Origin of the sequence: Amycolatopsis marina (assembly GCF_900111885.1) — a bacterium.
Taxonomy (GTDB): domain Bacteria; phylum Actinomycetota; class Actinomycetes; order Mycobacteriales; family Pseudonocardiaceae; genus Amycolatopsis; species Amycolatopsis marina.
Map to the genome: position 1 here is coordinate 252,833 of NZ_FOKG01000006.1, position 23,562 is coordinate 276,394.

Consider the following 23,562-nt stretch of genomic DNA (forward strand, 5'->3'; position numbering starts at 1 on the left):
TGTCAAATCTCCGCAGGTCGTCACTCGAGGGCGACGCTGGACTGCTGGAGCCGCACCGGTCCAGGACCTCGGCCCTGGAGGGTGTCGTCGGGATTGAGGAGCAGGCAGGCCTTCATCGACAGGCAACCGCAGCCGATGCAGCCGGTGAGTTCGTTTTCGAGGCGTTCGAGGACCCGACGACGTTCCTCCAGTTGTTTCTTCCAGCGCCGGGAGACCCGCTGCCAGTCCCTGTGCGTGGGGGCGCGATCGACGGGGAGACCGGCGAAGACCTCGGCGACGTCCGACAACGGAATGTGCAGGCGCTTGGCCACCATGATCAAGGAGATCCGGCGAAGCATGTGCCGGGAAAAGATCCGCTGGTTGCGACCCGCGCGTTCGCTGAAGATCAGGCCCTTGCGTTCGTAGAAGTGCAGGGCGGAGGCGGGCACGCCAGTCCGGCGAGTGACCTCACCGATCGTGAGCTGGTCCTCTGGACTGGCGCGCAAAACATTGCTCCTTGCCTTGTTCGGAAAATGCCTGGCGGTCAGGTGGTGCGGCGGGACGTCGCCGCGCGGCTGTGAATCAGGACGGCCACGACGACCGACAGGACGAGGCAGAGCAGGCCGACGCCGAACTGGGTCAACTGCCAGGACCAGGTGAAGGCGTCCAGTTCCACAGCCTCGGCTCCGTCGGTGAGGCGTCCGGCACCCACCTTCGCAGCCTGGGTCGCGTCGCCGAGCCTGGCCGCGAGGAGACCGGCGAGGGAGGCACTGTACGCGGCGATAACCAGCGCTTCGGCCGCTCCGCGCAGGGTGTTGAGGAAACCGGCCGCCATACCGACGGCGTCGGCATGAACCAGGGCCATAGCCTGGCCGTCGGTGATGCCGAAGGACGCTCCCATGCCGACTCCGATCATCACCAGCGGCGCTGCGACGGCCACGACCGTGTCCTCGGCGCTCAGCGTCACCAGCCACAGGTTCCCGGCCACGACCAGCACCAGGGCGATCATGATCAGTAGCCGGGCCTGGACGCCCTTGTTCACCAGGGCCACGGCAATCATGGGCATGATCAGCACAGGGGCGGTCAGCAACAGCATCGTCAACCCCGACGCCGCAGGGGAGAGCCCTGCCGCCGCCTGCAGGTAGGTGGGCAGAAAGACCAGGACGCCGAGGAACCCGACGGAGGTGGTCAGGGTCGCCAGACTCCAGCCCAGGAAACCGCGGTTGGCGACCAGGGCTGGCGCCAGCACCGGAGCGGCGCTGCGCCGCTGAACGACGCCGAAGGTGACCAGCACGACCAGGCCAGCGATCCCGGTGAACAGGATGACCGGATGCGACCAGCCGAGCGAGGACGCCTCCAGGAGCGCGAACATCAGCAGTGTCAGTGCGCCGACGAACAACGTGCTGCCCGCCCAGTCGATCCGGTCGGAACCGGTCGCGCGGGACTCGCGGGCACGGGTCCCGCCCAAGCCGACCAGCAGGCCGATGACACTGAAGACCGCGAAGCTTCCCCGCCATCCGGTGACACTGATCAGCAGGCCCGCCAGCGTGGGGCCAATGGCGATGCCGACCCCGGCCATGGTGCCCATCAGGGCGAAGGCGCGATTGCGGGCCGCACCGTCGTAGCTGGCAGCGAGAATGGCGCCACCGGCCGCCATGATCCCGGCACCGCCGACGCCGGAGAGGATGCGGGCGATGTCGGTGACGACGATCACCGGACTCAGCGCCGTGCCGAGAAACCCGCCCGCGAAGACCAGCGCCGAGACGATGAACACCCGTCGGCGACCGACCCGGTCGGCGGTCGATCCCATGATGAGCGTCATGGCCGCGAAGGCCAGGTTGTAACCGGCGACGACCCAGTTCAACGGAGACCCGGAGGTATCGAGATCACGACCGATGCTCGGCAACGCCACCGCGGTCCCCGAGATGGACATCGCCACCAGGACGACGCCGACCAGGACCACCGGAAGCGTCAACATCGACGGCCGATCCACCGGGGGCGGGTGCGGAGTGCGATCTGTGGTCGTGCTGTTCGCCATGGCTGTTCGCTTTCCCTAGTCCTGACATCGACGGCGAACAGCCCATCAGCTCAACCGAAGTTGAGGTCAAATGCGCTGGTGAAGGCATGTCCGGCTGGACGACACGGACGCCGAGAAGGGCGCCGCTGGGCGGTCACCTGAACGCTGTCCTGTCGCGGACCGTGAATGCACCACACCAGCCACACCGCCGACACCAACAGCGGCGCCAAATACGAACCCCACCGCTACCTCAAAGACCAACCCGGCTGGCCCCTGACACACAACCCACAAACCCCATCAACGAACCAACGGACCCAGTGGCCGAAAAGTCCACACTGGACAGAACTGCCCGGACCCCGCGAACGATCCTGCTCGAGGTGCGGCGATTCATGGGCCAAGGATCCGCCGTAGGCAACGAAAAGTTCTCACTCCCGTTCGGCCTGGCTGGCCTCCACGCAGAACTCGTTGCCTTCGGGGTCGGCGAGTACGGCCCAGCCTCTGCCGTTCGCTTTCCTGCGGTCGTCGACGAGCGTGGCGCCGGCGGCCACGAGCCGTTCGACTTCCTCGTCCCGAGTCGTAGCCAGGGGCATGAGATCGAAGTGCAGGCGGTTCTTCCCGATCTTGCGGTCGGCAACGGTGACGAACAGCAGTTCCGGCAGGTTCGGATCGGGCGGTTCGAGCGCGACCTCCGGCGAGTCCGGCTCGTCCTCGTGACTGATGGGCCATCCGGTGACCGTGCTCCAGAACTGCGCGAGCGCGTAAGGACGGTGACTGTCGATGGTCACGTGCTGAATCCGGAAAGGCAGAGCACTCGTCACCGCAACACCTCCGTTGCTGGAAAGTTCGAACCTACCGTCTACTGCTTGCGACCGTGTCGCCCTCAGCGCAGTACGGAGCGCGCGGTGGGTGCGAGCAGCAGCTGCTGCGGTGCCACGGCGAGCGAGCGGATCAGTTCCGGCAGCACTTCAGCGGTCCAGTCCGATGAACTCTCCAGCTTCGCGAGATGCGCTCGGTGGGCCTCCTCGCCGGGCAGTACCGCGAACCAGACCAGAACGTTCTCCCCGGTGCGCACCGGAAGCGCTGGAAAGTTGTTCTCGGCAGGTTCGGTTTCGAACGCGGCCACCGGCACCGCCCCGCTCGCGGACATCACCGGGGCCACGCGCCGCTCGAAGAAGCCGCGGAATCCGGCGTCCACCGGGCCGGGCAGTTGGTAGACGGTCGCCAGCACGACCGAATCCGGCAACTTTGCGGTTCCCACTGGTGGTCGTGCCGTGAGTTCGGCGAAACCGGAACCGTCGCCCAGCGGCCGCAACAGCAGCACGTCGTCGGAGTCGATCATCGTGTCGTTGGCGGCGGTTCTGTTGGCCTGCCACACCGGTCCGCCGTAGAAGCCGCTCAGTGCCGACTTCCGCGTGGCCATGTCGGCGAACCCGCGCAGCCAGACGAACCGGTCCGGGTCCCGGAGATCGCGGAACTGTCCGATGACCCGCATCCCGGCCGCTTCCTGGCTCTCCAGGAACTCCCGGTCGAAGAGCTCGACCAGGTCGTCCCTCCGCCCCGGCCGCAATGTGTACTGCCTGAGTTCCACCACCGCATCCGGCATCCGGACCGCCCTTCAGTTGTCGACGGGCTGACGGTAGGCCCGGGGTCCGACAGTTCCCTTTCCTCCGTTCCGTCGCGGGCGAGGTGTTGACCTCCACCGCGGCAGAGGTTGGACACTGCGTGCCGAGAGGGTGATCAGGTTGGCACGGATTGACTTTGACGTAGCTGCGTTCTTGGCACGGCCGCTCGTCAGCCGGATCGCGACGAACGGGCCCACTGTGCGGCCGACCTGGTTCCTCTGGGAGGACGACGCGTTCTGGGTCCCGACCGGCCCGTGGGCGAGACTGCCTGCGCACGTGCGTGCTGACCCCGCGATCGCGCTCGTGGTCGATGACTGCGACCTCGGCACGGGCATCGTTCGACAGGTCATCGCACGAGGTCAGGCGGAAATTCTGCCCTTCGACACGGCGCGGGGGCGGCGGAAGCTCGTCCGCTACCTCGGCAGCGACGAGACGCGGTGGGATGAGCGGTTCCGCCGCTATCTCTACGACGATCCGGAGGAAGCGGGGACCGCCTGGCTCCGGCTGTGCCCGGACTCCCTCACGGCCACGGACCTCAGCTACGCCGTTTGACCGTTCCGGATACCGCCGCTCCATCGGTGAATCCGGCACCCGCACGACGTGAACCGATATCCGGTAGACAAGATGGCCCCGTGCCCCGCGACACGACCGACCCCGCCGACGACGACACCGGCCCGATCCGCCGTGTCCCCCCGGCCCCCGATCGCGTGGGCGACGGCCGTCCCGGGCACCGCACGTCCCCCGCGAACCGCCGCGGCCCCGATCGGCGGGACCGGCCCCGGCAGGCAGATCAACCATCACCGGCCCCGCAGTCGTCGCAGCCACAGACGGCACAGCCACCACGGCCGCAGCGAACGCGACGCGCACAGCGGCCCGAACGGCAGGCGCCGGCGCGCAACGACACCCCAGCCGCGCCCGCCGCTCCCCCAGCGCCCATCGAAACCGGTCACGGCCACGGGCATGGACATGGCCACGGCCCGGCCCAGCCCGTCTCCCGCCGCGTGCGCAACCTGCTGATCGCCCTGCTCGTCCCGGTCGCCATCGCGACCGTTGCCGGCGTCGCCCTGCTCTACCCGTGGGGCGCACCCGAACCGGAAAGCGCCCTGACCTCCGGTACCCCCGTCGCGGGCGAGGTGACCGCCACGGCGGGCGGCGGGTGCCTCGCACCCGGCCAGGTGCAGGTCGGTGAACCTCCCGCAGGTCAGGCCGACCAGTGCCTCACCATCGACATCCGAATGACCGAAGGCGAAGCGGCCGGACAGGTCATCCGCAAGGTCATGCCGATCGAACCGAGCACCCCGCAGTTCGCGGTGGGTGACGAGGTGGTGCTGTCGTTCTTCGGCGACGACCCGGCCGACCCGGACTCGTACCAGATCCGCGACTTCCAGCGCGGACTTCCGCTCACCCTGCTGGCCGCGCTGTTCGCGATCGCGGTGATCGCGCTCGGCCGGTGGCGTGGTCTCGCCGCGCTCGTCGCGCTCGGCCTCAGTTTCCTGGTGATCGTCTTCTTCATCCTCCCCTCGGTGCTGGCGGGTGCGAATCCCCTGCTGGTCGCGATCGCGGGCTCCGGCCTGATCATGTTCGTCGCGCTCTACCTGACCCATGGGCTCTCCGCCCGTACGTCGGTCGCCGTGCTGGGCACGATGGTCAGCCTCGCCCTCATCGGCGTCATCTCGGCGATCTTCTCCGCCATGGCGAACCTCACCGGCCTCGACGAGGACACCTCGGTGCTGATCGCGTCCCTCGGGCACGGCATCGACGCGCGGGGCCTGCTGCTGGCCGGCGTCGTCATCGGCGCACTCGGTGTGCTCGACGACGTCACGGTCACCCAGACCAGCGCGGTGTGGGAACTGCGCAGGGCCAATCCGGCCCTGACCTCCCGCGAGCTCTACGGCGCCGGGCTGCGGATCGGCAGGGACCACGTGGGCTCCGCGGTCAACACACTGGTGATGGCTTATGCGGGGGCCGCGCTGCCGGTCCTGCTGGTGTCGTCGCTGTCCGGCGTCGGATTAGCGCCGGTGCTGGGCGCGCAGGACATCGCACAGGAGATCGTCCGCACCCTCGCGGGCAGCATCGGCATCATCGCCGCGGTGCCCATCACCACGATGCTGGCCGCACTGATCGCGACCAGGGAGAAAATGCCCGTGAGCGGCGAACAGCAGCCGGCGTCCGATCCGGCCTGAATCGAGCTACAGGCTCGCCACGAACCTGCTGACCGCCTCCATCGTGAAGCGCTGGGCGAGCTTGCCCGACGGGGCGGCCGACGCCAGCCGGTAGAGAGGCCGGTCGGGCGCGGCGTCCCCACGCGCTTCCGAACGCAGCTGCGCGATCAGCAGTTCGGCGAACACCATCCCGTTGGCCTCGACGTTGTTGGCCAGCGCGTCGGCGAGCCTGCGCAGCACCAGCACGCCGAGTTCCCTGCCGCCGGTGCCGGAGTACACGGCGAGATCTAGCTTCACGACCTTGCCCCGCTGGCCCGCGTTGACCAACAGCGCCACCGTGCGGGTGCCCCGGACGTCGGTGACCAGCAGGTCGAGACGCTGCGCCGCGACGAGATCGATCCGCCGGACCCGCCAGGTCCGGACGAGCACGGACTTGCCCTCCAGCCACACCTGCCTACGCAGGTTGAACAGCACGACGTACAGCAGCGGGAGCGCGATCACGGCGGCGGCCACGAGGCCCGCAACCTGTCCACCGATCAGTCCCACGATGCCCCCCGAGGCGGCGGCGAAGATCGCCACGCCGACCAGGCCCGAACAACCGCGACGGCGGCGCGCCTGCGCGTTGTCGCCGTGCAGCGGGAGCCGCTCGGACTCCGCCGGGGGTGTCGGCCCCGACGGCTCGCTCGTGGATTCGTTCATCTGCTCCTGGACCTGCCTCACTTCGCCCGGATTGCCGGGCCGTCGACCTGAACCTGTCGGGGGAACAACGCGTTTCCGCGCGATCGGTCACCCCGCCCGCGCCCCCATGAGGAACGGATTGCCCGCCCTTTCCCGGCCGATCGTGCTGCTCGGGCCGTGCCCCGGCAGGACGACGGTCTCATCGTCCAGCGGGAGAATGCGTGTGCGCAGGGACAACTCGAGCGCCGCCTGGTCGCCGCCGGGCAGATCCGTCCGCCCGACACCGCCGGCGAAAAGCGTGTCCCCGGTGAGCACCAGTCTGCCGCCCTCGGGCGTCACCAGCCGGAACAGGACGGATCCGGGTGTGTGGCCGGGACAGTGGTCGACCTCGACGCGCAGGCCGGCGAGTTCCACCGGCGCCTCGTCGAACTCCGCGACCCGCTCGGGCTCGGCCGACGGCACCGAGTCACCGAAGACCTGTGCCAACTCGGGGCCGATGCCGGCGAACGGGTCGGCGAGCAGTCGCCGGTCCGCGCGGTGAATCCAGACCGCGACACCGTGGGCATCCGCCACCTCCGCCGCCGACCAGATGTGGTCGAGATGCCCGTGCGTCGCGAGGACTCCCGCAGGCGTCAACCGGTGCTCGTGCAGTGCCTCCCGGATCGCCGGAACGGCTCCCTCACCCGGATCCACGATCACGCACTGCCCACCGGCGCCAAGGGCGACCAGGTAACAGTTGGCCTGAAAGGCACCGGATGGGAATCCGATGACGAGCACCAGCAAGCCTCCCTCGAGTAGTCACCCGGCGTCAGTTGCTTCACCCTAGCGGGCATCCAGGCGCGCCACTCGCACCCGTGCCGGACACATCGCGCCCGCGGTGAGGTGGCCGACACCGCCCCTGTACCGGGTCCTCACAGGGGATGCCAATAGACTGCTCGAACCCCAGCCGGGTGACACCGCGATCGGCTCGCCAGGTCCACTGGCAACGTGCGACGACATGGACCGGACGCGGTGCGGCCCGTCGGCGAGTGAAGCCATGACGTCGAGAACGTCCGAGGACATCGAGGGAATCCGGGAGGGCACGGTGGCGACCAACCAGCAGCGCCGTGAGGCCGCGAAGCGCAAGCTCGAGCGACAGCTCGCTCGGCGCGCGGAGCGAGCGAAACGGCGCAAGATCGTCGGCGTCGGCGTCACCGTCGGCGCCGTGGTGATCGTCGCCGGTCTCGTCGTCTACCTGGCGACCAGGAGCGGTGACGACGCCGCCGCGCAGCCGCCCGAGACCTCCGCCAGCGAGAAACCGCCGGTCGAGATCCCGACCGAACGGGCGCCCATGCCCGAACGGCCCAAGCCGCTTGCCGACCCCGTGAGCTGCGAGTTCCCCAAGGATTCCGAACCCGCCGCGAAGGAGGCGAAGGCGCCTTCCGGCAAGGACGTCTCGTCCACCGGCACCGTCGATGCCACGATCAAGACGACAGCGGGGGACATCCCGCTGACCCTGGACCGCGCGCTCGCGCCCTGCACGGTGCAGAGCTTCGTCAGCCTGGCCGAACAGGGCTACTACTCGGGCACCTCCTGCCACCGGCTCGGCACCCAGGGCCTGCAGATGCTGCAGTGCGGCGACCCGAACGGCGACGGCTCCGGCGGTCCCGGCTACACCATCCCCGACGAGGCCTTCCCGGAGCTGAGCTACGGCCGCGGCGTGCTCGCCATGGCCAAGAAGCAGACCCCGAACAGCGGCGGCAGCCAGTTCTTCATGGTCTACGGCGACGCGGCTGGCCTGCCGCCGGACTACACGGTGTTCGGCAGCATTTCCGACGCGGGCCTCGAGGTGCTGGACAAGGTGGCGAAGGACGGCATCGACGACTCGCAGCCCTCGTCGCTCGGCGACGGCACCGGCCCGCCGAAGACCCCGGTGGAGTTCACCGACGTCGTGATCGGCTCCTGACAGCGCGTCCGGGAACGGTGAACCGAGGGCATGTACCGCGCTGAGGTCAACGGCCGGCCTGCGACCGCGGAACAACTCGCGACGCCCGCGGTGGTCAACTACGGCCACTTCACCTCGATGCAGGTGCGCGACGGCGCGGTGCGCGGGCTGGACGAGCACCTGCGTCGGCTCGCCGACAGCACGCCGGCCCTGTTCGGCGCCGAGCTGGACACCGCGCTGGTGCGGGAGTACCTGCGCCACGCGGTGGCGGGCGAGACCGCGGTGACGGCCAGAGTGAGCATCGTCGCGCTCACCCCGTGGCCGGACCCGACCGTGCCCGTCGTGCCGGATGTCCTGGTCACGCTGCGGGCGCCGAGTGAACCCGGTGGTCGCGCCCTGCGGCTGCGCTCGGTCCCGTACGAGCGGGAGTCACCCGAGATCAAACACGTCGGCACGTTCGGGCTGATCCACCACTCCCGTGCCGCCAAGCTGGCCGGTTTCGACGACGCCCTGTTCGTCACCACGACGGCGGGCCGCGAGGGGCTGGTGTCGGAGGCCTCGGTCTGGAACGCGGGCTTCTTCGACGGCAGCGCCGTGCTCTGGCCGCAGGCGCCGATGCTGGACGGCATCACCCAGCAACTGCTGCGGCGCGGGCTGGAGCGGCTCGGCGTGCGGTCGCAGACCCGGCCGCTCCCGCTGGCCGAGGCGATCGGGCAACGGTCGGCGTTTCTCTGCAACTCGGGCACCCCTGGCAGGCCGATCGCCGGGATCGACGACGCCACCTGCACGGTCGACCCGGACCTCACCGCGCTGCTGACCGAGGCCTACGAGACCAACCCGTTCGACGTCATCTGACGGAGCGTCTGAGAACAGGACTCACAGACTCGAATCGCTCTACCCGAACCCGCCAGGCCGAAGGCACGCGATCTCGGCGGCAGGGCGCCGATCAGCACGAACATCAGCTGTACCCCAGGAACAGCGCCCTGGCGACGGGATCGCGTCACGGGTTCTCAAACAAGCACTGACACAGCGTCTGAGAACAGGACTCAGCGATAGGTGAAGGCCGCTTTGCGCCGCTCGAGGAAGGCGGCGACGCCCTCGGCGTAGTCCGCACCGTGGATGGCGTCCGCACGGATCTGCTCGATCTCCTGGTCGCTCTCGGACTGCCCCGACTGGATCTTCTCGATGATCCGGTTCATTCCCCGGATCGAGGTCTGTGAGCGAGAGTTCAGAGTCGCCGCGAAATCCAGGGTGAACGCCTCCAGCGTCCCGCCGGCGACGACATCGTTGACCAGGCCGATCTCCCTGGCCCTCGCAGAGTCGACCAACTGCCCGGACAACAGGAAGTACCGCGCATGGGCGGGACCGACGAGCGAGACCAGCTGGCGGGTCGAAATGAAGTCATAGACGATCCCCAGTTTCGCCGGGGTGATGCCGAAACGGGAACCCTCCTCGGCGAAACGGAAGTCGCAGGCCACCGCGACCTGGCAGCCACCACCGATGCAGTTGCCCTGGATCATCGCGATGCTGGGCTTGCGCATCCCGCTCAGCGCGGCGACGGCGGCGTGCACGGCCTTGTCGTAGGTCGCGGCACCCTCGGCCGACGAACGCAGATCCCGGAACTCACTGATGTCCGCGCCTGCCGAGAAGTTCGCCCCGGCGCCGGTGATGACCAGCGCCGTGAGGCCACGGTCGGCCTCGACCTCGGTGACGATCTCCGCGATCGCCGACCACATGCCGTGCGTGATCGCATTCATCTTCTCCGGGCGGGCGAAGGTCAGCCTGGCGATCTCGCCGTCCCGGACGAATTCGAGCCCTTCGGTCATGCCTGGCACAGTACGGGCACGGCTGTCTGAAACGGCGACACGATCGACTCTGTCACACCAGCGGCGCGGAGCGTCTCCGCGTTCTTCCACTCGCTGCCGCAAGTCAGCTCAATTCTCTGACGCTCTCCGGGAACACTGTCAGGACGCGGACGTGACCCGGTACACGTCGTACACGCCTTCGACGTTGCGCACGATCTTGAGCACGTGACCGAGGTGCTTGGGGTCGCCCATCTCGAACGAGAAGCGGCTCACGGCCACCCGGTCCCTGGACGTGGTGACCGAGGCGGACAGGATGTTCACCTTCTCGTCGGCGAGCACCTTGGTGACGTCGGACAGCAGCCGGTGCCGGTCGAGCGCCTCCACCTGGATGGCCACCAGGAACACCGAGGACTCCGATGGCGCCCACTCCACCTCGACCAGCCGCTCGGGCTGGGTGTGCAGGTCCTCGGCGTTGGTGCAGTCGGTCCGGTGCACACTGACTCCACCGCCCCTGGTGACGAAGCCGAGGATGTCGTCGCCCGGCACCGGGGTGCAGCAGCGTGCCAGCTTGGCCCACACGTCGCCGGCGCCCTTGACGACCACTCCGACGTCACCGGAACCGCGACGGCGGCTGACGGTGGACGGGGTGGAGCGTTCCGCCAGCTCCTCCTCGGCCTCCTCGACACCGCCGATCAGAGCCACCAGGCGCTGCACCACGTGCTTCGCGCTGGTGTGGCCCTCCCCGACCGCCGCGTAGAGCGAACTGATGTCGGGGTAGCGCAGTTCCGCGGCGAGCGCGCCCATCGAGTTCGCCGACACCAGGCGCTGCAGGGGAAGGCCGACCTTGCGGACCTCCTTGGTGATGGCCTCCTTGCCCGCCTCGATCGCCTCGTCCCTGCGCTCCTTGGCGAACCACTGGCGGATCTTCGCCCGCGCCTTCGGCGACCCGGCAAAGGACAGCCAGTCCCTGGACGGGCCCGCGCCCTCGGCCTTCGACGTGAAGACCTCGACGACCTCGCCGTTCTCCAGCTTGCGCTCCAGCGCGACCAGCCTGCCGTTGACCCGCGCGCCGATGCAGCGGTGCCCGACCTCGGTGTGCACGGCGTAGGCGAAGTCGACGGGTGTGGAATCCACCGGCAGGGTGATCACGTCGCCCTTCGGGGTGAAGACGAAGATCTCCCTGCTCGCCAGCTCGTACCGCAGCGACTCGAGGAACTCACCCGGATCGGCCGCCTCCCGCTGCCAGTCGAGCAGCTGGCGCATCCAGGCCATCTCGTCGACGTCGACGGCGTTGGCCGGATTGTGGCCGTGGGTGCCCCTGCTCTCCTTGTACCGCCAGTGCGCGGCGATCCCGTACTCCGCGGTGCGATGCATCTCGTGCGTGCGGATCTGCACCTCGAGCGGTTTGCCGTCCGGCCCGATGACGGTTGTGTGCAGCGATTGGTAGACACCGAAACGCGGTTGGGCGATGTAGTCCTTGAACCGGCCCGGCATCGGCTGCCACAAGGCGTGCACGACACCCATGGCGGCGTAGCAGTCGCGCAGGTCCTCGACGAGGATGCGGACACCGACCAGGTCGTGGATGTCGTCGAGGTCGCGTCCGCGGACGATCATCTTCTGGTGGATCGAGTAGTAGTGCTTCGGCCTGCCCTCGACCTTCGCCGTGATCCGGGAGCCGCCGAGCTGGGTGTTCAGCTCGCCGATGACCCAGCGCAGGTAAGTGTCCCGCGAGGGGGCCCTGTCCGCGACCAGCCGGACGATCTCGTCGTACTTCTTCGGCTGCAGGATCGCGAAGGCCAGGTCCTCCAACTCCCACTTGACCGTGGCCATGCCAAGCCGGTGGGCCAGCGGGGCGAGCACCTCCAGGGTTTCCTTCGCCTTGCGCGCCTGCTTCTCCGGCGGCAGGAAGCGCATGGTGCGCATGTTGTGCAACCGGTCGGCGAGCTTGATCACCAGGACCCTTGGGTCCCTGGCCATCGCGATCACCATCTTGCGGATGGTCTCCGCCTCGGCCGCGGTCCCCAGCTTGACCTTGTCCAGCTTGGTGACCCCGTCGACGAGTTCTCCGACCTTGTCCCCGAAGTCGGCCTTGAGCTTGTCCAGCGAGTAGCCGGTGTCCTCGACGGTGTCGTGCAGCAGCGCCGCCACCAGCGTGGTGGTGTCCATCCCGAGCTCGGCCAGGATCGTCGCGACCGCGAGCGGATGGGTGATGTAGGGGTCGCCGGACTTGCGTCTTTGCTCCCGGTGCAGCTCCTCGGCCACGTCGTACGCCCGTTGCAGCAGGCTCAGATCGGCGTTCGGGTGCAGCTCGCGGTGAACGGCGACCAGCGGCTCCAGCACCTGCTTCACGGAGGCAGGACGCTGTGCGGTGATCCGCCGGGCCAGCCGGGCACGCACCCGCCGGGTGGCCGACGGTGCGCGGGTGGCACTGCCCACCTGCGCGACGCGAGCGGGAGTGGCAGCGTGCCCGTCCGACTCTGGCTGGGCAGGCGCCCCGGAATCGAGCTCCTGGCTCACCCGCACCTCCAGCTGGTCCCTCGGTGTCTGAAACACCAAGCGTAACCCCCGGCAAGGTGGGACCGCGGACACGGGCGGTGACCGCAGCGCCCGGAGCCGAACTCGGACGCTCGGTCAGACCATGCGCAGGGCGTGCACCGGGACGCCGGGCTGCCGCGCGCGCCCACCGAGACCGTCGATCTCCAGGACCACCGACACCCCACTGACCACTGCGCCCACCTTGTGCAGCAGCGCACAGGCCGCCGCCGCCGTGCCACCGGTGGCCAGCACGTCGTCGATCACGGCGACCCGTTGTCCCTGGCGGACGGTGGCGGAGGGCAGTTCGAGTGTCTCGGTGCCGTACTCCAGCTCGTAGTCGATCCGGCCGTCGACCGACGGCAGCTTCCCGGGCTTGCGCACAAGCGCGACACCGAGTCCCCTGGCGTAGCCGAGCGCGGCCGCCAGCAGGAACCCGCGCGCCTCCACGGCCGCCAGCAGATCCACGTCCTGAGCGAGCGTGTCACCGAGCGCGTCGACGACCGTGGCGAACGCCGCAGCCGAGCCGAACAGTGGCGACAGGTCCCGGAACAGCACCCCCGGCTCGGGGAAGTCCGGGACCGCGGCGATCAGGTCGAGGGCGGCACCGAGTTCCACCCCTGTCAGCGCTTCCGCTTTCCGGTGGGCTTCCCGCTCGGCTTGGCACCGCTCCTGCGCTCGCTGGCCTTGGGTGTCCTGTTGGGCACACTCGCCGCCGCCGCGTAGGCCTTCTCCTTGCGCAGTTCGGCCTCGAGTTGCTCGTCGTCGCCCGCGTCGAAGTCGTCGTCACCGGAGTCGTCCGACCCGTCCCGCTCCGCGGCCTTGCGCGCCGCGTTGGCGCGCCGGGCGGCGACGCGCTCCGCCTGCTGCCGGACCGCGGGCTCCCGCGTCTTCAGCTCCACCAGCAGCGGCGTGGCCAGCAGGATCGACGACAGCACACCGGCCAGCATGCCGGTCAGCTGCACCAGCGCCAGATCCTGCAGCGTGCCGACGCCGAGCAACACGTAGCCGACGACCATCAGGCCGAGCACCGGCAACAGCGCGATGATCGAGGTGTTGATGGAGCGCATCAGTGTCTGGTTCAGCGCGAGGTTCGCGGCTTCCGCGTAGGTCCGGCGGGTCAGACCGAGCAGTCCCCTGGTGTTCTCCTTGACCTTGTCGAACACGACGACGGTGTCGTACAGGGAGAAACCGAGGATCGTCAGCAGACCGATCACGGTCGCCGGGGTCACCTCGAAGCCGATCAGCGAGTAGACGCCTGCGGTCACCACGATGTCGTGGATGAGCGCGACGAGCGCGGCCACCGCCATCCATCGCTCGAAGTACAGCGCCAGGAAGATCGAGACCAGCACGAGGAAGACCAGCAGCGCGATGAGGGCCTTCTCGGAGATCTCCTCGCCCCACGACGAACTCACCGCGCTGTCGGAGATCGCTTCCACACTGGGTTGGCCACTGGACCCGATCGGCTGGAACTGTTCGAACAGCGCCTGCTTGACCTGCGCGACCTCGGCGGCGTCCAGAGTGTTCGACCGGATCTGCACCGCCGCGTTGTCACCGACGCCGACGGTCTGCGCCTCGGAGGCCGCCTGGCCGAGCGCCTCGCTGAAGGTCTCCTTCGCGTCGTCCTCGGAGATGGGGCCCTGCGCACCCTGCGCGGGCATCTGGATCTGGGTGCCGCCCTCGAACTCGATGCCGAGGTTGAAGCCCTTGATCCCGATCGACCCGATGCACACCGCGATCAGCAGGCCGAAAACGATGTACCACCGCTTGCGCACGCCGACGATGTCGAACGCGCCCGTGCCGGTGTACAGGCGATGGCGAATGCTGGTCTTCTGCCCGGTCTTCACGTCACTCCCGGTGCCGTTCTCCTCAGCCACGTCACGCCTCCTTCACGGCCGCGCCGACACGGCGGGTCGACCGCTTGCCCGCGCCGATCTGCTGCACGGCGCCGAGGCCGGACAGCTTCGGACTGGACAGCCGCTTGGACTTCGACACCAGCACCACCAATGGGTGAGTCACCAGGAAGACCACGATCAGGTCCAGCACGGTGGACATGCCCAGGGTGAACGCGAATCCCTGGACCTCGCCGACCGCGAGTGCGTAGAGCACGGCCGCGGCGAGGAACAGCACCGCGTCGGAGGCGAGGATCGTGCGCCTGGCCCGGATCCAGCCCCGGGAGACCGCGGACCGGAAGGTTCTGCCCTCCCGCATCTCGTCCTTCAGTCGTTCGAAGTAGACGACGAACGAGTCGGCGGTGATACCGATCGCGATGATGAATCCGGCGACGCCCGCGAGGTCGAGGGTGAACCCGATCCAGCGTCCCAGCAGCACCAGTACCGAGTAGACGATGAGAGCCGACAGCGCGAGCGAGAGCACGGTCAGCACGCCGAGAATCCGGTAGTAGAAGAGGCAGTAGATGAACACCAGCAGGATACCGATGGCGCCTGCGATGAGACCGGCCTCGAGCGAGGCGAGGCCCAGCGTCGCGGATACCGTTGTGGCGTCGGAGGAGACGAACGACAGCGGCAGCGAGCCGTACTTCAGCACATCCGCCAGCTGCTTCGCCTCGGACTGGGTGAACTGCCCGCTGATCTGGGTGTTGCCGTCGAGAATCGCCACCTGGATGTTCGGCGCGGACACGACCCGGGTGTCCAGGACGAAGGCGGCCCTTTCCCCGACGTTCTGCGAGGTGAAGTCGGCCCAGAGTTTGGTGCCCTCGTCCTTGAAGGACAGGTTGACGACGTTGCCACCGCGCTGCGTGTCGTAGCCCGATGAGGCGTCCTCGACCTGCTCGCCGGGCAGGAAGCTGGGACCCAGCACGTACTTCTCGGTGCCGTCCTCGTTGCAGGCCACCAGTGGCAGCTTCGGATCATCGTTTCCGCGCAGCGGGTCCTGGCTGGTGCACTGCAGCGCGGCGAGCGCCTCCTGCTGCGCCTGCTGCGCGGCGGCCGCCGCGGCGGGGTCGTCGGCGTTCTCGGGAACCAGCGCGGAGTTCTGCCGGACCTCCTTGGCCGCCTTGATCTCGTCGGCGGTGGTCTGATCGATGGCCGGACCGTCGTCCTCGCCCGGCTGCTCCTGCTGTGGCGCCGCGCCAGGCGCACCACCTCCGCCGGTCTGCTCCGGCTGCTGCTCACCACTCGGCGGCGCGCCGGACTCCTGACCCGCTCCTTCGCCCGCGTTCTCACCCGCGGGCGGCACCGCCTGCGGCGGGGTGGCCGGAACCGCCTGAATCACCTTCCGGAAGTGCAGCTTCGCCGTCCGGCCCAGGTTCTTCGCCTGGTCACCTTCCTCGCCGGGAACGGTGATGACGACGTTGGTCCCGTCGAGGACCACCTCGGCACCACTGACACCGATCCCGTTGACTCGGGTCTCGATGATCTGCCTGGCCTGGTTCAGCGACTCCCTGGACGGCTCCGCGCCGTCCGGTGTCCGTGCGGTCAGGATGACCCTGGTGCCGCCCTGCAGGTCGATACCCAGCTTGGGTGTCGGCTTGCCACCGCCGGTGAAGAACACCAGTGCGTAGAGCACGATGACGATGAGGACGAAGAAGGCGAGATAGCGTCCCGGGCGGATCTGCCCGGCCGGAGGTGCCACGGTCGGTCGTTCTCCTCGAACTGGATCTTCAGCTGATGGGGCGGTGCGCCGGTGCCCGTCGCGCCCTCATGAGACCGCCGACACACACGCAGCACCGAGACAGTACTCGGTGCTGCGTGAACGCGGCGTTGGGCCCGGTAGGCGCCCAGGGCGGGCGGCCACGACCACGGAGCACGCTGTGTGCACCCGTGAGCGGTGCCTACTTCTTGCCGTGCTCCAACGGGGGCGCGACCTGCGCACCCTCCTTGGACCGCTCGCTGTCGGTCTCGGAGTCCGACTCGGTCGCGTCGGCGGCGGTCAGCTCGGCAGCGTCGCCGTCCTCGCTCTCGTCGTCCACGTCACTCTCGACGACCGGCTCGATCTTCTCGCGCACCGCCTGGCGCAGCCACGTGGTGACGACGCCCTCGGCGATCTCAAGATCGATCGTCGTCTCGTCACTGGCATCGGCGACCGTGGCGTACATGCCCGAGGTGGTCATCACGCGGTCACCGTCGTTCAAGCTGCTCTGCAGCTCCTGCTGCTGCTGCATCGCCCTCTTCTGCTTGCGAGTGCCCATGATCAGCGGCACCGCGACGACCAGCATCAGCAGCAGCGGCAGGAAAAGGCCTTCCATAATTCTCCATTCGACGGACGCCGCGTTGCCTCGCCTCACGCCCGGTTTGTGTGGATGTGCTCTATCGAGTGTGCCAGGTGCCACTGAGAAAGCCAGCACCGGTGCTGCAGTGTGGCGCACGACGTGGTAATCCCGCCGTCCGATCACACCACGGGACCGGAACCCTCAGTCGAAAAGGCTCGGTCCGAGTTGTTCGGCCCGCCCCAGGTCAGCCACACCGCCAGCGGGCGGCGTGAGCCCGAGATGCTCCCACGCGGACACGGTGGCTACCCGACCGCGGGGCGTGCGGGCGAGCATACCGGCGCGGACCAGGTACGGCTCGCACACCTCCTCGACGGTCGTGGTCTCCTCCCCCACCGCGACGGCGAGGGTGGACACGCCGACGGGGCCGCCTCCGAAGGAACGCACCAGTGCTGTGAGGACCGCCCGGTCCAGCCGGTCGAGGCCGAGCTCGTCGACGTCGTACACCTCGAGCGCGGCCCGGACCACGGTCCTGGTCGCGACGCCGTCCGCACGCACCTGCGCGTAGTCCCGCACCCGCCGCAGCAGGCGGTTGGCGATCCGCGGGGTCCCCCGCGACCTGCGCGCGATCTCCACCGCGCCCTCGTCCTCGATCCGGATGCCGAGCAGGCTCGCGGCGCGACGCACCACGAGTTCCAGTTCCTCGGCCGTGTAGAACTCCATCTGACCGGTGAAGCCGAACCGGTCCCGCAGCGGCCCGGTCAGCGCGCCGGACCTGGTGGTGGCGCCGACCAGGGTGAACGGCGCGATCTCCAGCGGGATGCTCGTCGCGCCTGGCCCCTTGCCCACCACGACGTCGACGCGGAAGTCCTCCATCGCCAGGTACAGCATCTCCTCGGCGGGCCGGGCGATGCGATGGATCTCGTCGATGAAGAGCACGTCACCCTCGACGAGGTTGGACAGCATCGCCGCGAGGTCCCCGGCGCGTTCCAGCGCGGGCCCCGAGGTGATCCGGATGGCGGCGTCCAGTTCCGCGGCGATGATCATCGCGAGGCTGGTCTTGCCGAGCCCCGGCGGCCCGGACAGCAGCACGTGGTCCGGCGGCACCCCGCGCATCCTGGCGCTCTCCAGTACCAGTTCGAGCTGCTCGCGGACCCTGGGCTGGCCGACGAACTCACCCAGCTTGCGGGGGCGCAGGGTGGTCTCGACCTCACGGTCGCCGGTCTGCGGCAGCGCCGAGAGGGCCTCCTCGGCCCGCGCGTCCTCGGACGCGAACTCGGCCGGTTCGAACTCGGTCATCGGCTCATCGTGCACGCCGCGACCTCATCGCTTGCGCCCGAGGGTGGTGAGCGCGGCGCGCAGCACGGTGGACGTCGTGCCGTCCGCGTGCTCGGCGAGCACCCCCTCCACGGCCTGTTCGGCCTGTTTCGCCGGGAATCCGAGCCCGAGCAGGGCCTCCACCACCTCGGTACGCACGGCGGTGGCGCCGGTGCCGGAGCCGGTGGCACCCGCATCCGGGGTGTCCGCCCCACCCACCGCGTTGACCTTGTCCCGCAGTTCCAGGGTCAGCCGCTCGGCGCCCTTGCGCCCGATTCCCGGAACCTGGGTGAGCACGGTGATGTTGCCCTCGGCGAGGGCGCTGCGGAGTTTGTCCGGATCGAGCACCGCCAGCGCGGCGAGCGCGATGCGGGGGCCGATCCCGGACACGGTCTGCAGGAGACCGAACAGCTCTCTGGCCTCGGCGTCGGCGAAGCCGAACAGCGTCAGTGAGTCCTCCCGGACCACGAGCGCGGTGTGCAGCCGGGTCTGCTCGCCGCGGCGCAGGGTCGCCAGCGTGGCGGGAGTGGCCTGAACCGCCATTCCCACGCCGCCGACCTCGACCACCACGTGGTCCAGCCCCACGGAGAGCACCTCGCCCCGTACCGAGGAGATCATCGTGTCGTTCCCGTCCTCTTGGTTGTCGTGTTCGCCCTGCCTGCCCGCGCCGCCGCGGCCAGTCTGGCCTTGTGCTTGCGCGCGATCTCGGCGGACCGTGCCTCGGCCTCGGCGATGCGCGCGCGCATCGGCTCCCGCCACAGGTGGCAGATGGCCAGCGCGAGCGCGTCGGCCGCGTCGGCGGGGGTGGGCGCCTGCGCGAGCTTGAGCAGCCGGGTCACCATGATCGTGACCTGAGCCTTGTCCGCACGCCCCGATCCGGTCACCGCGGCCTTGACCTCACTGGGGGTGTGGAAGACGACCGGAAGACCGCGGCGCGCGGCGGCGAGCGCCACGATGCCGCCGGTCTGCGCGGTGCCCATCACGGTGCGCACGTTGTGCTGGCTGAACACCCGCTCGACGGCGACGGCCTGCGGCCGGTACGTGTCGAGCCAGTGCTCCACGGCCTCGGAAATGCGCAGGAGCCGTATCGCCAGATCCGCATCGGCAGGGGTGCGGACGACGTCGACGGCGACACAGGCGACCGAGCGCCCGGTGCCGCCGTCGACCACGCCGAGTCCGCACCGCGTGAGCCCCGGATCGACGCCGAGCACGCGCACCTGACCACCTCTATCGCCGCAACAGTCGGACCGACCCCGAACACCAGTTCGAGGTCGGAGCCTACCGGCGTCGGATCACCACGGCGTTCAGGACTCGCCGGGAGGCCACTTTTCCGGGAAAGTGCGATTCCAAGGATGGAACCTCTGCAGTACCCCGACCCCGTCGCCAATCACCCCCATTCGCACCTTCCCGCGAAACTGCGGGACACAGCCGAAGCAAGGTCCGATATGGAGGGTCAGGGGCCGTCGACTCCCGGGGTCCAGCTCTCCGGCCGGCCACTGACGGTGAGAACCGGCTGCCATTCGGCGAAACCATCCGGGGCGTCGGCGGCCCACGGCCAGTGCCCGTCCGGGGTGGCGACGATGATCTGCAGCGCGGGAAAGTCGCCATCCGGGTACACGAGGAAGGCGCTGCCGAAGAACTCCGGGTAGTGCCCCTTGGCGACCCATTCGAAGGTCAGCGGAACACCTTCGAAGAAGTCCTCGTAGAGCTTGCCGCACTCGAACCGTTCACCGGCCGCCGCACGGTCGACATAGGCGTCGAGCAACACCGGCGCGATATGGTCGGGCAGCCCGACCACGACCGCCTCGGGCACCTCGTGCAACGCCCACGCGCACACGGTGAAGCTGTACCCGGACCCGTTCTCGTCCCGGGGAACCGAGATGACGGCGTTTCCCCGCTGTTCGCCCTGGGCGACGATCCACTCGCGGAGTTCTTCTTCACTGAGGGCAGGAGCGGCTTCCGTCGTCACGGCGGACATTGTGCCGTATCGAACCGGATACGCCCAGTGCCCACGCCGGTTTTCGCTCGAAACTCGGCTGGTAGGCACCGGAAAGTCGTCCCTGGCAAGCAAAACTCCCGGCGCGCGCACCGCCCGAACTCAGCCGACCTCGGCCAGCACCTCGTCGGACACGTCGAAGTTCGCGTAGACGTTCTGCACGTCGTCGCAGTCCTCGAGCGCGTCGATCAGCTTGAAGACCTTCTTGGCGCCCTCGGCGTCCAACGGCACGTTGACCGAGGGAAGGAAGCTGGCATCGGCGGACTCGTAGTCGTAGCCCGCCTCCTGCAGCGCGGTCCGCACGTCCACCAGGTCGGTCGCCTCGGAGACGATCTCGAAGCTCTCCCCGAGGTCGTTCACCTCCTCGGCGCCCGCGTCGAGCACGGCCAGCAGCACGTCGTCCTCGGCGAGGTCGTTCTTCGGCATGATGACCACGCCCTTGCGGTTGAACAGGTACGCCACCGAGCCGGGGTCGGCCAGTGAGCCGTTGTTCCGGGTCAGCGCGGTCCTGACCTCGCTGGCCGCACGGTTCTTGTTGTCGGTCAGACACTCGATCAGCACGGCGACGCCGTTCGGGCCGTAGCCCTCGTACGTGATGTTCTGCCAGTCGGCGCCGCCGGCTTCCTCACCGGCGCCGCGCTTGCGCGCCCGCTCGATGTTGTCCTGCGGCACCGAGTTCCGCTTCGCCTTCTGGATCGCGTCGAAGAGCGTGGGGTTGCCCTCCGGATCCCCACCACCGGTTCGCGCGGCAACCTCGATGTTCTTGATCAGCCTCGCGAACAGCTTGCCCCGCTTGGCATCGATGGCGGCCTTCTTGTGCTTCGTGGTCGCCCACTTGGAGTGGCCGCTCATCTCTCCTCCATCTCGTCGATGCGTCCGGCCGGGACATGCTCGCCCCCTGGCCCGACAGTCTTACGCGTCCCGCACCATGCGCACGAACAACCGGTGCACCCGCTCGTCGCCGGTGATCTCCGGATGGAAGGCGGTGGCGAGCACCGCCTCCTGTCGTACCGCGACGATCCTAGCGGCCGCGTCCCCCGCGCCCGCCGTGTCCGGCACCCGGGCAAGCACCTCGACCCCGTCGCCGGTCTTCTCCACCCAGGGGGCGCGGATGAAAACCGCGTGCAACGGGCCGCCGTCGATGCCGTCGAACTCGAGGTCACCCTCGAAGGAATCCACCTGCCTGCCGAACGCGTTACGCCGGACGACTACGTCCAACCCGTCGAGCTGGCGCTGATCCGGCCGGCCGTCCAGCGCCTGTTTGGCGAGCAGGATCATCCCCGCGCACGAGCCGAAGGTCGGCATGCCCTGCCCGATCCGCTCGCGCAGGGGCTCGAGCAACTCGAACGACTCGAGCAGCCGGGACATCGTGGTCGACTCGCCGCCCGGCAGCACCAAACCATCCACTTCGGACAGTTCGGTCGAGCGGCGGACCGGGAGCACCCTGGCTCCGGCCTGCTCCAGCATGGCGGCGTGCTCCCGCACGTCGCCCTGCAGGGCGAGCACGCCGATCAACGGCTGCGCCTGGGACACCTTGCCACCTGCCTTCTCAAAGATCGCGCAGGTCAAGCATACCGAGCAGGTGCCCGGCACCACGGACGCGGGGCGCTCGCGTCACGCGGCTCGCAGTGCCTGGTCGAGGTCACTCCACAGGTCGTCGACGTCCTCGAGGCCCGCGGAGAGCCGCAGGAGCGACTCGGGCACCCCGCTCGCCTCCCTGGCCTCCGCGCCGACCAGCCGGTGGGTCAGCGCGGCGGGATGCTCGATCAGCGTGTCCACCGAGCCGAGGCTCACCGCGGGCGTGATCAGCCCGAGCTTGCCCACCACGGCGTGCGGATCCCCGGCGGGCTCGAAGGCCAGCATCGCCCCGGTGCCGCGCATCTGCGGGCCGAGCACACCGGCGCCCTCGGCGCCACCGAGCCCGGGGTAGCGGACCCGCAGAACGGCGGGGTGACCTTCGAGGCGGGCGGCCAGTTCCGCCGCGGTGCGCTGCGCGGCCTCGACCCGCAGTGGCAGGGTCGCGAGCCCACGGTGCAGCAGGTATCCGCCGAGCGGGTGCAGGACGGCTCCGGTGAGAATGCGTACCTGACGCAACGGCGCGGCGAGCCGCGCGGCGCAGGCCACCACGCCGCCGAGCACGTCGCCGTGCCCGCCCAGGTACTTGGTGCCCGAGTGCAACACGTACGCGGCGCCCTGCGCGGCGGGATTCTGCAGCACAGGGGTGGCGAAGGTGTTGTCCACCAGCACCGGCACGTCGCCGGCCTGCCGGACGACCTCGGCGATGTCGACGAGTTCCAGGTTCGGGTTGGCCGGGGTCTCCAGCACGACCAGTCCGGTGTCGGGGCGGACGGCGGAGGCGACCTCGTCCGCGTTCACGTAACTGGTCTCGGTGCCGAGCAGCCCGGTGACCAGCAGGTGGTCCGTGCCACCGTAGAGCGGCCGCACGGCGACGACGTGCCGCTTGCCCGCCATCAGGCAGGCGGCCTGCACGACCGCGGTGACGGCGGCCATGCCACTGGCGAACGCGACGGACTCGTCAGTGCCTTCGAGCTCGGCCAGCGCTCGTTCGAAGCGGGCCACGGTCGGGTTGTGCAGGCGGGCGTACACCGGGGACGCGGCGTCTGCCGCGCCCTCCGCCCACGCCCCGAGAGCCTCACCGCCGAGTGCGTGGTCCGGGATCGGGTACGTGGTGGACAGGTCGATCGGCGGTGCGTGCACGCCGAGGTCGCCCAGGTCCTGCCTGCCGCCGTGCACCGCGCGCGTCCGCATGCCGTCCAGACTGCTCACCGCTAACCTCCTTGTTCGACGGAACAAGGAAATCCTGCACTGAACACGGCGAATTCTCACCGGCGCCGCACTATGTTCGGAGATTGGGGAAAGAACGATGTTCGATGCGGTGGATGTCGAGATTGTGACCGCCTTGCAGAACGATGCTCGGCTGCCGAACAAGGAACTGGCAGCCCACGTCAACGTGGCCCCGTCGACCTGCCTGGTGCGGCACCGGGCGCTGCGCGATCGCGGGGTGATCACCGGTTACCGCGCCGAGGTGGACCTGAGTGCGCTGGGCAGGCCCCTTCAGGCGGTGATCGCGGTCCGGGTCCGGCCGCACACCAGGGCGATGGTGCTTCCGTTCATGGATTACGTGCTCGAGTTGCCGGAGACCATCTCGGTGTCGCACGTCGCCGGACCGGACGACTTCCTCGTGCACGTCGCGGTGAGCGACGCCGCACACCTGCAACGCCTCGTGCTGGACGCGTTCACCAGCAGACCGGAGGTGGCCCAGCTGCACACGAACCTGATCTTCGAACACCGCAGGAAGGCGCAGGTCCCACCGACACCGGAGTTCACGGCGGGACGCTGAG

At 69.1% G+C, this 23,562-nt stretch carries 24 protein-coding genes; 5 read left to right on the forward strand and 19 right to left on the reverse strand.

What is annotated here, in order from left to right; all coding sequences use genetic code 11:
- Positions 1 to 20: 20 nt before the first annotated feature.
- The 4 genes from soxR to BM199_RS12560 all read right to left on the reverse strand — a co-directional run bounded on the left by soxR (position 21) and on the right by BM199_RS12560 (position 3,599).
- Positions 21 to 485, reverse strand: coding sequence for a redox-sensitive transcriptional activator SoxR (gene soxR, locus BM199_RS12545; RefSeq protein WP_091673064.1), 465 nt, complete (start codon positions 483 to 485; stop codon positions 21 to 23).
- Between the two features lie 38 nt (positions 486 to 523).
- Complete coding sequence (locus BM199_RS12550) at positions 524 to 1,957, reverse strand: MFS transporter (RefSeq protein WP_245788314.1); 1,434 nt, start codon at positions 1,955 to 1,957, stop codon at positions 524 to 526.
- A gap of 464 nt (positions 1,958 to 2,421) precedes the next feature.
- Positions 2,422 to 2,814, reverse strand: a complete 393-nt coding sequence (locus BM199_RS12555) for a VOC family protein (RefSeq protein ID WP_091673065.1) — start codon at positions 2,812 to 2,814, stop codon at positions 2,422 to 2,424.
- Positions 2,815 to 2,876: 62 nt separating this feature from the next.
- The gene (locus BM199_RS12560) at positions 2,877 to 3,599 is read right to left on the reverse strand and encodes an NIPSNAP family protein (RefSeq protein ID WP_091673067.1); all 723 of its coding nucleotides are present in this window, start codon (positions 3,597 to 3,599) and stop codon (positions 2,877 to 2,879) included.
- Positions 3,600 to 3,771: 172 nt separating this feature from the next.
- Between BM199_RS12560 and BM199_RS12565 the strand changes: the two genes are divergently transcribed.
- Positions 3,772 to 4,170, forward strand: coding sequence for a pyridoxamine 5'-phosphate oxidase family protein (locus tag BM199_RS12565; protein WP_425425518.1), 399 nt, complete (start codon positions 3,772 to 3,774; stop codon positions 4,168 to 4,170).
- 80 nt (positions 4,171 to 4,250) lie between these two features.
- The gene (locus BM199_RS12570) at positions 4,251 to 5,801 is read left to right on the forward strand and encodes a YibE/F family protein (protein ID WP_425425519.1); all 1,551 of its coding nucleotides are present in this window, start codon (positions 4,251 to 4,253) and stop codon (positions 5,799 to 5,801) included.
- A 6-nt stretch (positions 5,802 to 5,807) separates the two neighbouring features.
- On the opposite strand, the gene BM199_RS12575 is transcribed toward BM199_RS12570, so the two are convergent.
- Together BM199_RS12575 and BM199_RS12580 are read right to left on the reverse strand one after the other, a co-directional pair.
- Positions 5,808 to 6,479, reverse strand: coding sequence for a hypothetical protein (locus tag BM199_RS12575; protein WP_091673068.1), 672 nt, complete (start codon positions 6,477 to 6,479; stop codon positions 5,808 to 5,810).
- An 87-nt stretch (positions 6,480 to 6,566) separates the two neighbouring features.
- Positions 6,567 to 7,235, reverse strand: coding sequence for an MBL fold metallo-hydrolase (locus BM199_RS12580; RefSeq protein WP_091673264.1), 669 nt, complete (start codon positions 7,233 to 7,235; stop codon positions 6,567 to 6,569).
- Positions 7,236 to 7,542: 307 nt separating this feature from the next.
- On the opposite strand from BM199_RS12580, the gene BM199_RS12585 reads away from it, so the two are divergent.
- Together BM199_RS12585 and BM199_RS12590 are read left to right on the forward strand one after the other, a co-directional pair.
- A complete protein-coding gene (locus BM199_RS12585) occupies positions 7,543 to 8,403 on the forward strand; it encodes a peptidylprolyl isomerase (RefSeq protein WP_091673265.1) in 861 nt (286 codons plus the stop codon).
- A gap of 30 nt (positions 8,404 to 8,433) precedes the next feature.
- A complete protein-coding gene (locus BM199_RS12590) occupies positions 8,434 to 9,237 on the forward strand; it encodes an aminotransferase class IV family protein (protein ID WP_091673070.1) in 804 nt (267 codons plus the stop codon).
- A 191-nt stretch (positions 9,238 to 9,428) separates the two neighbouring features.
- On the opposite strand, the gene BM199_RS12595 is transcribed toward BM199_RS12590, so the two are convergent.
- The 13 genes from BM199_RS12595 to BM199_RS12655 all read right to left on the reverse strand — a co-directional run bounded on the left by BM199_RS12595 (position 9,429) and on the right by BM199_RS12655 (position 22,969).
- On the reverse strand, positions 9,429 to 10,208 hold the full coding sequence (locus BM199_RS12595) for an enoyl-CoA hydratase/isomerase family protein (RefSeq protein WP_091673072.1): 780 nt from the start codon (positions 10,206 to 10,208) through the stop codon (positions 9,429 to 9,431).
- Positions 10,209 to 10,346: 138 nt separating this feature from the next.
- Positions 10,347 to 12,704 carry a RelA/SpoT family protein gene (locus BM199_RS12600; protein WP_091673267.1) on the reverse strand — a complete coding sequence of 786 codons (2,358 nt, stop codon included), beginning with the start codon at positions 12,702 to 12,704 and terminating at the stop codon, positions 10,347 to 10,349.
- A gap of 114 nt (positions 12,705 to 12,818) precedes the next feature.
- Positions 12,819 to 13,337 carry an adenine phosphoribosyltransferase gene (locus BM199_RS12605; protein ID WP_091673073.1) on the reverse strand — a complete coding sequence of 173 codons (519 nt, stop codon included), beginning with the start codon at positions 13,335 to 13,337 and terminating at the stop codon, positions 12,819 to 12,821.
- Positions 13,338 to 13,342: 5 nt separating this feature from the next.
- The gene (gene secF / locus BM199_RS12610) at positions 13,343 to 14,596 is read right to left on the reverse strand and encodes a protein translocase subunit SecF (protein WP_091673075.1); all 1,254 of its coding nucleotides are present in this window, start codon (positions 14,594 to 14,596) and stop codon (positions 13,343 to 13,345) included.
- Between the two features lies 1 nt (position 14,597).
- Positions 14,598 to 16,313, reverse strand: coding sequence for a protein translocase subunit SecD (gene secD / locus BM199_RS12615; RefSeq protein WP_091673076.1), 1,716 nt, complete (start codon positions 16,311 to 16,313; stop codon positions 14,598 to 14,600).
- A 199-nt stretch (positions 16,314 to 16,512) separates the two neighbouring features.
- Entirely contained in the window at positions 16,513 to 16,926 is a 414-nt protein-coding gene (yajC, locus tag BM199_RS12620; RefSeq protein ID WP_091673078.1) for a preprotein translocase subunit YajC, read from the reverse strand.
- Between the two features lie 165 nt (positions 16,927 to 17,091).
- Positions 17,092 to 18,186, reverse strand: a complete 1,095-nt coding sequence (ruvB, locus tag BM199_RS12625) for a Holliday junction branch migration DNA helicase RuvB (protein WP_091673268.1) — start codon at positions 18,184 to 18,186, stop codon at positions 17,092 to 17,094.
- Between the two features lie 24 nt (positions 18,187 to 18,210).
- Positions 18,211 to 18,822 carry a Holliday junction branch migration protein RuvA gene (gene ruvA, locus BM199_RS12630; RefSeq protein ID WP_091673080.1) on the reverse strand — a complete coding sequence of 204 codons (612 nt, stop codon included), beginning with the start codon at positions 18,820 to 18,822 and terminating at the stop codon, positions 18,211 to 18,213.
- Positions 18,819 to 19,421: a crossover junction endodeoxyribonuclease RuvC gene (gene ruvC, locus BM199_RS12635; RefSeq protein ID WP_091673082.1), complete on the reverse strand. Its 603-nt coding sequence runs from the start codon at positions 19,419 to 19,421 to the stop codon at positions 18,819 to 18,821. The genes ruvA and ruvC overlap by 4 nt, the downstream gene beginning before the upstream one ends.
- Before the next feature lie 236 nt (positions 19,422 to 19,657).
- Complete coding sequence (locus BM199_RS12640; protein ID WP_091673083.1) at positions 19,658 to 20,182, reverse strand: DUF4262 domain-containing protein; 525 nt, start codon at positions 20,180 to 20,182, stop codon at positions 19,658 to 19,660.
- A 120-nt stretch (positions 20,183 to 20,302) separates the two neighbouring features.
- On the reverse strand, positions 20,303 to 21,052 hold the full coding sequence (locus BM199_RS12645; protein WP_091673085.1) for a YebC/PmpR family DNA-binding transcriptional regulator: 750 nt from the start codon (positions 21,050 to 21,052) through the stop codon (positions 20,303 to 20,305).
- Positions 21,053 to 21,112: 60 nt separating this feature from the next.
- Complete coding sequence (gene pdxT / locus BM199_RS12650; protein WP_091673087.1) at positions 21,113 to 21,733, reverse strand: pyridoxal 5'-phosphate synthase glutaminase subunit PdxT; 621 nt, start codon at positions 21,731 to 21,733, stop codon at positions 21,113 to 21,115.
- Between the two features lie 81 nt (positions 21,734 to 21,814).
- Positions 21,815 to 22,969: a trans-sulfuration enzyme family protein gene (locus BM199_RS12655; RefSeq protein ID WP_091673270.1), complete on the reverse strand. Its 1,155-nt coding sequence runs from the start codon at positions 22,967 to 22,969 to the stop codon at positions 21,815 to 21,817.
- A 115-nt stretch (positions 22,970 to 23,084) separates the two neighbouring features.
- Here BM199_RS12655 and BM199_RS12660 point away from each other — a divergent pair, with 115 nt between their 5' ends.
- Positions 23,085 to 23,561 (forward strand): Lrp/AsnC family transcriptional regulator, encoded by a 477-nt coding sequence (locus BM199_RS12660; RefSeq protein ID WP_091673088.1) that lies wholly within the window; start codon positions 23,085 to 23,087, stop codon positions 23,559 to 23,561.
- Position 23,562: the final 1 nt, after the last annotated feature.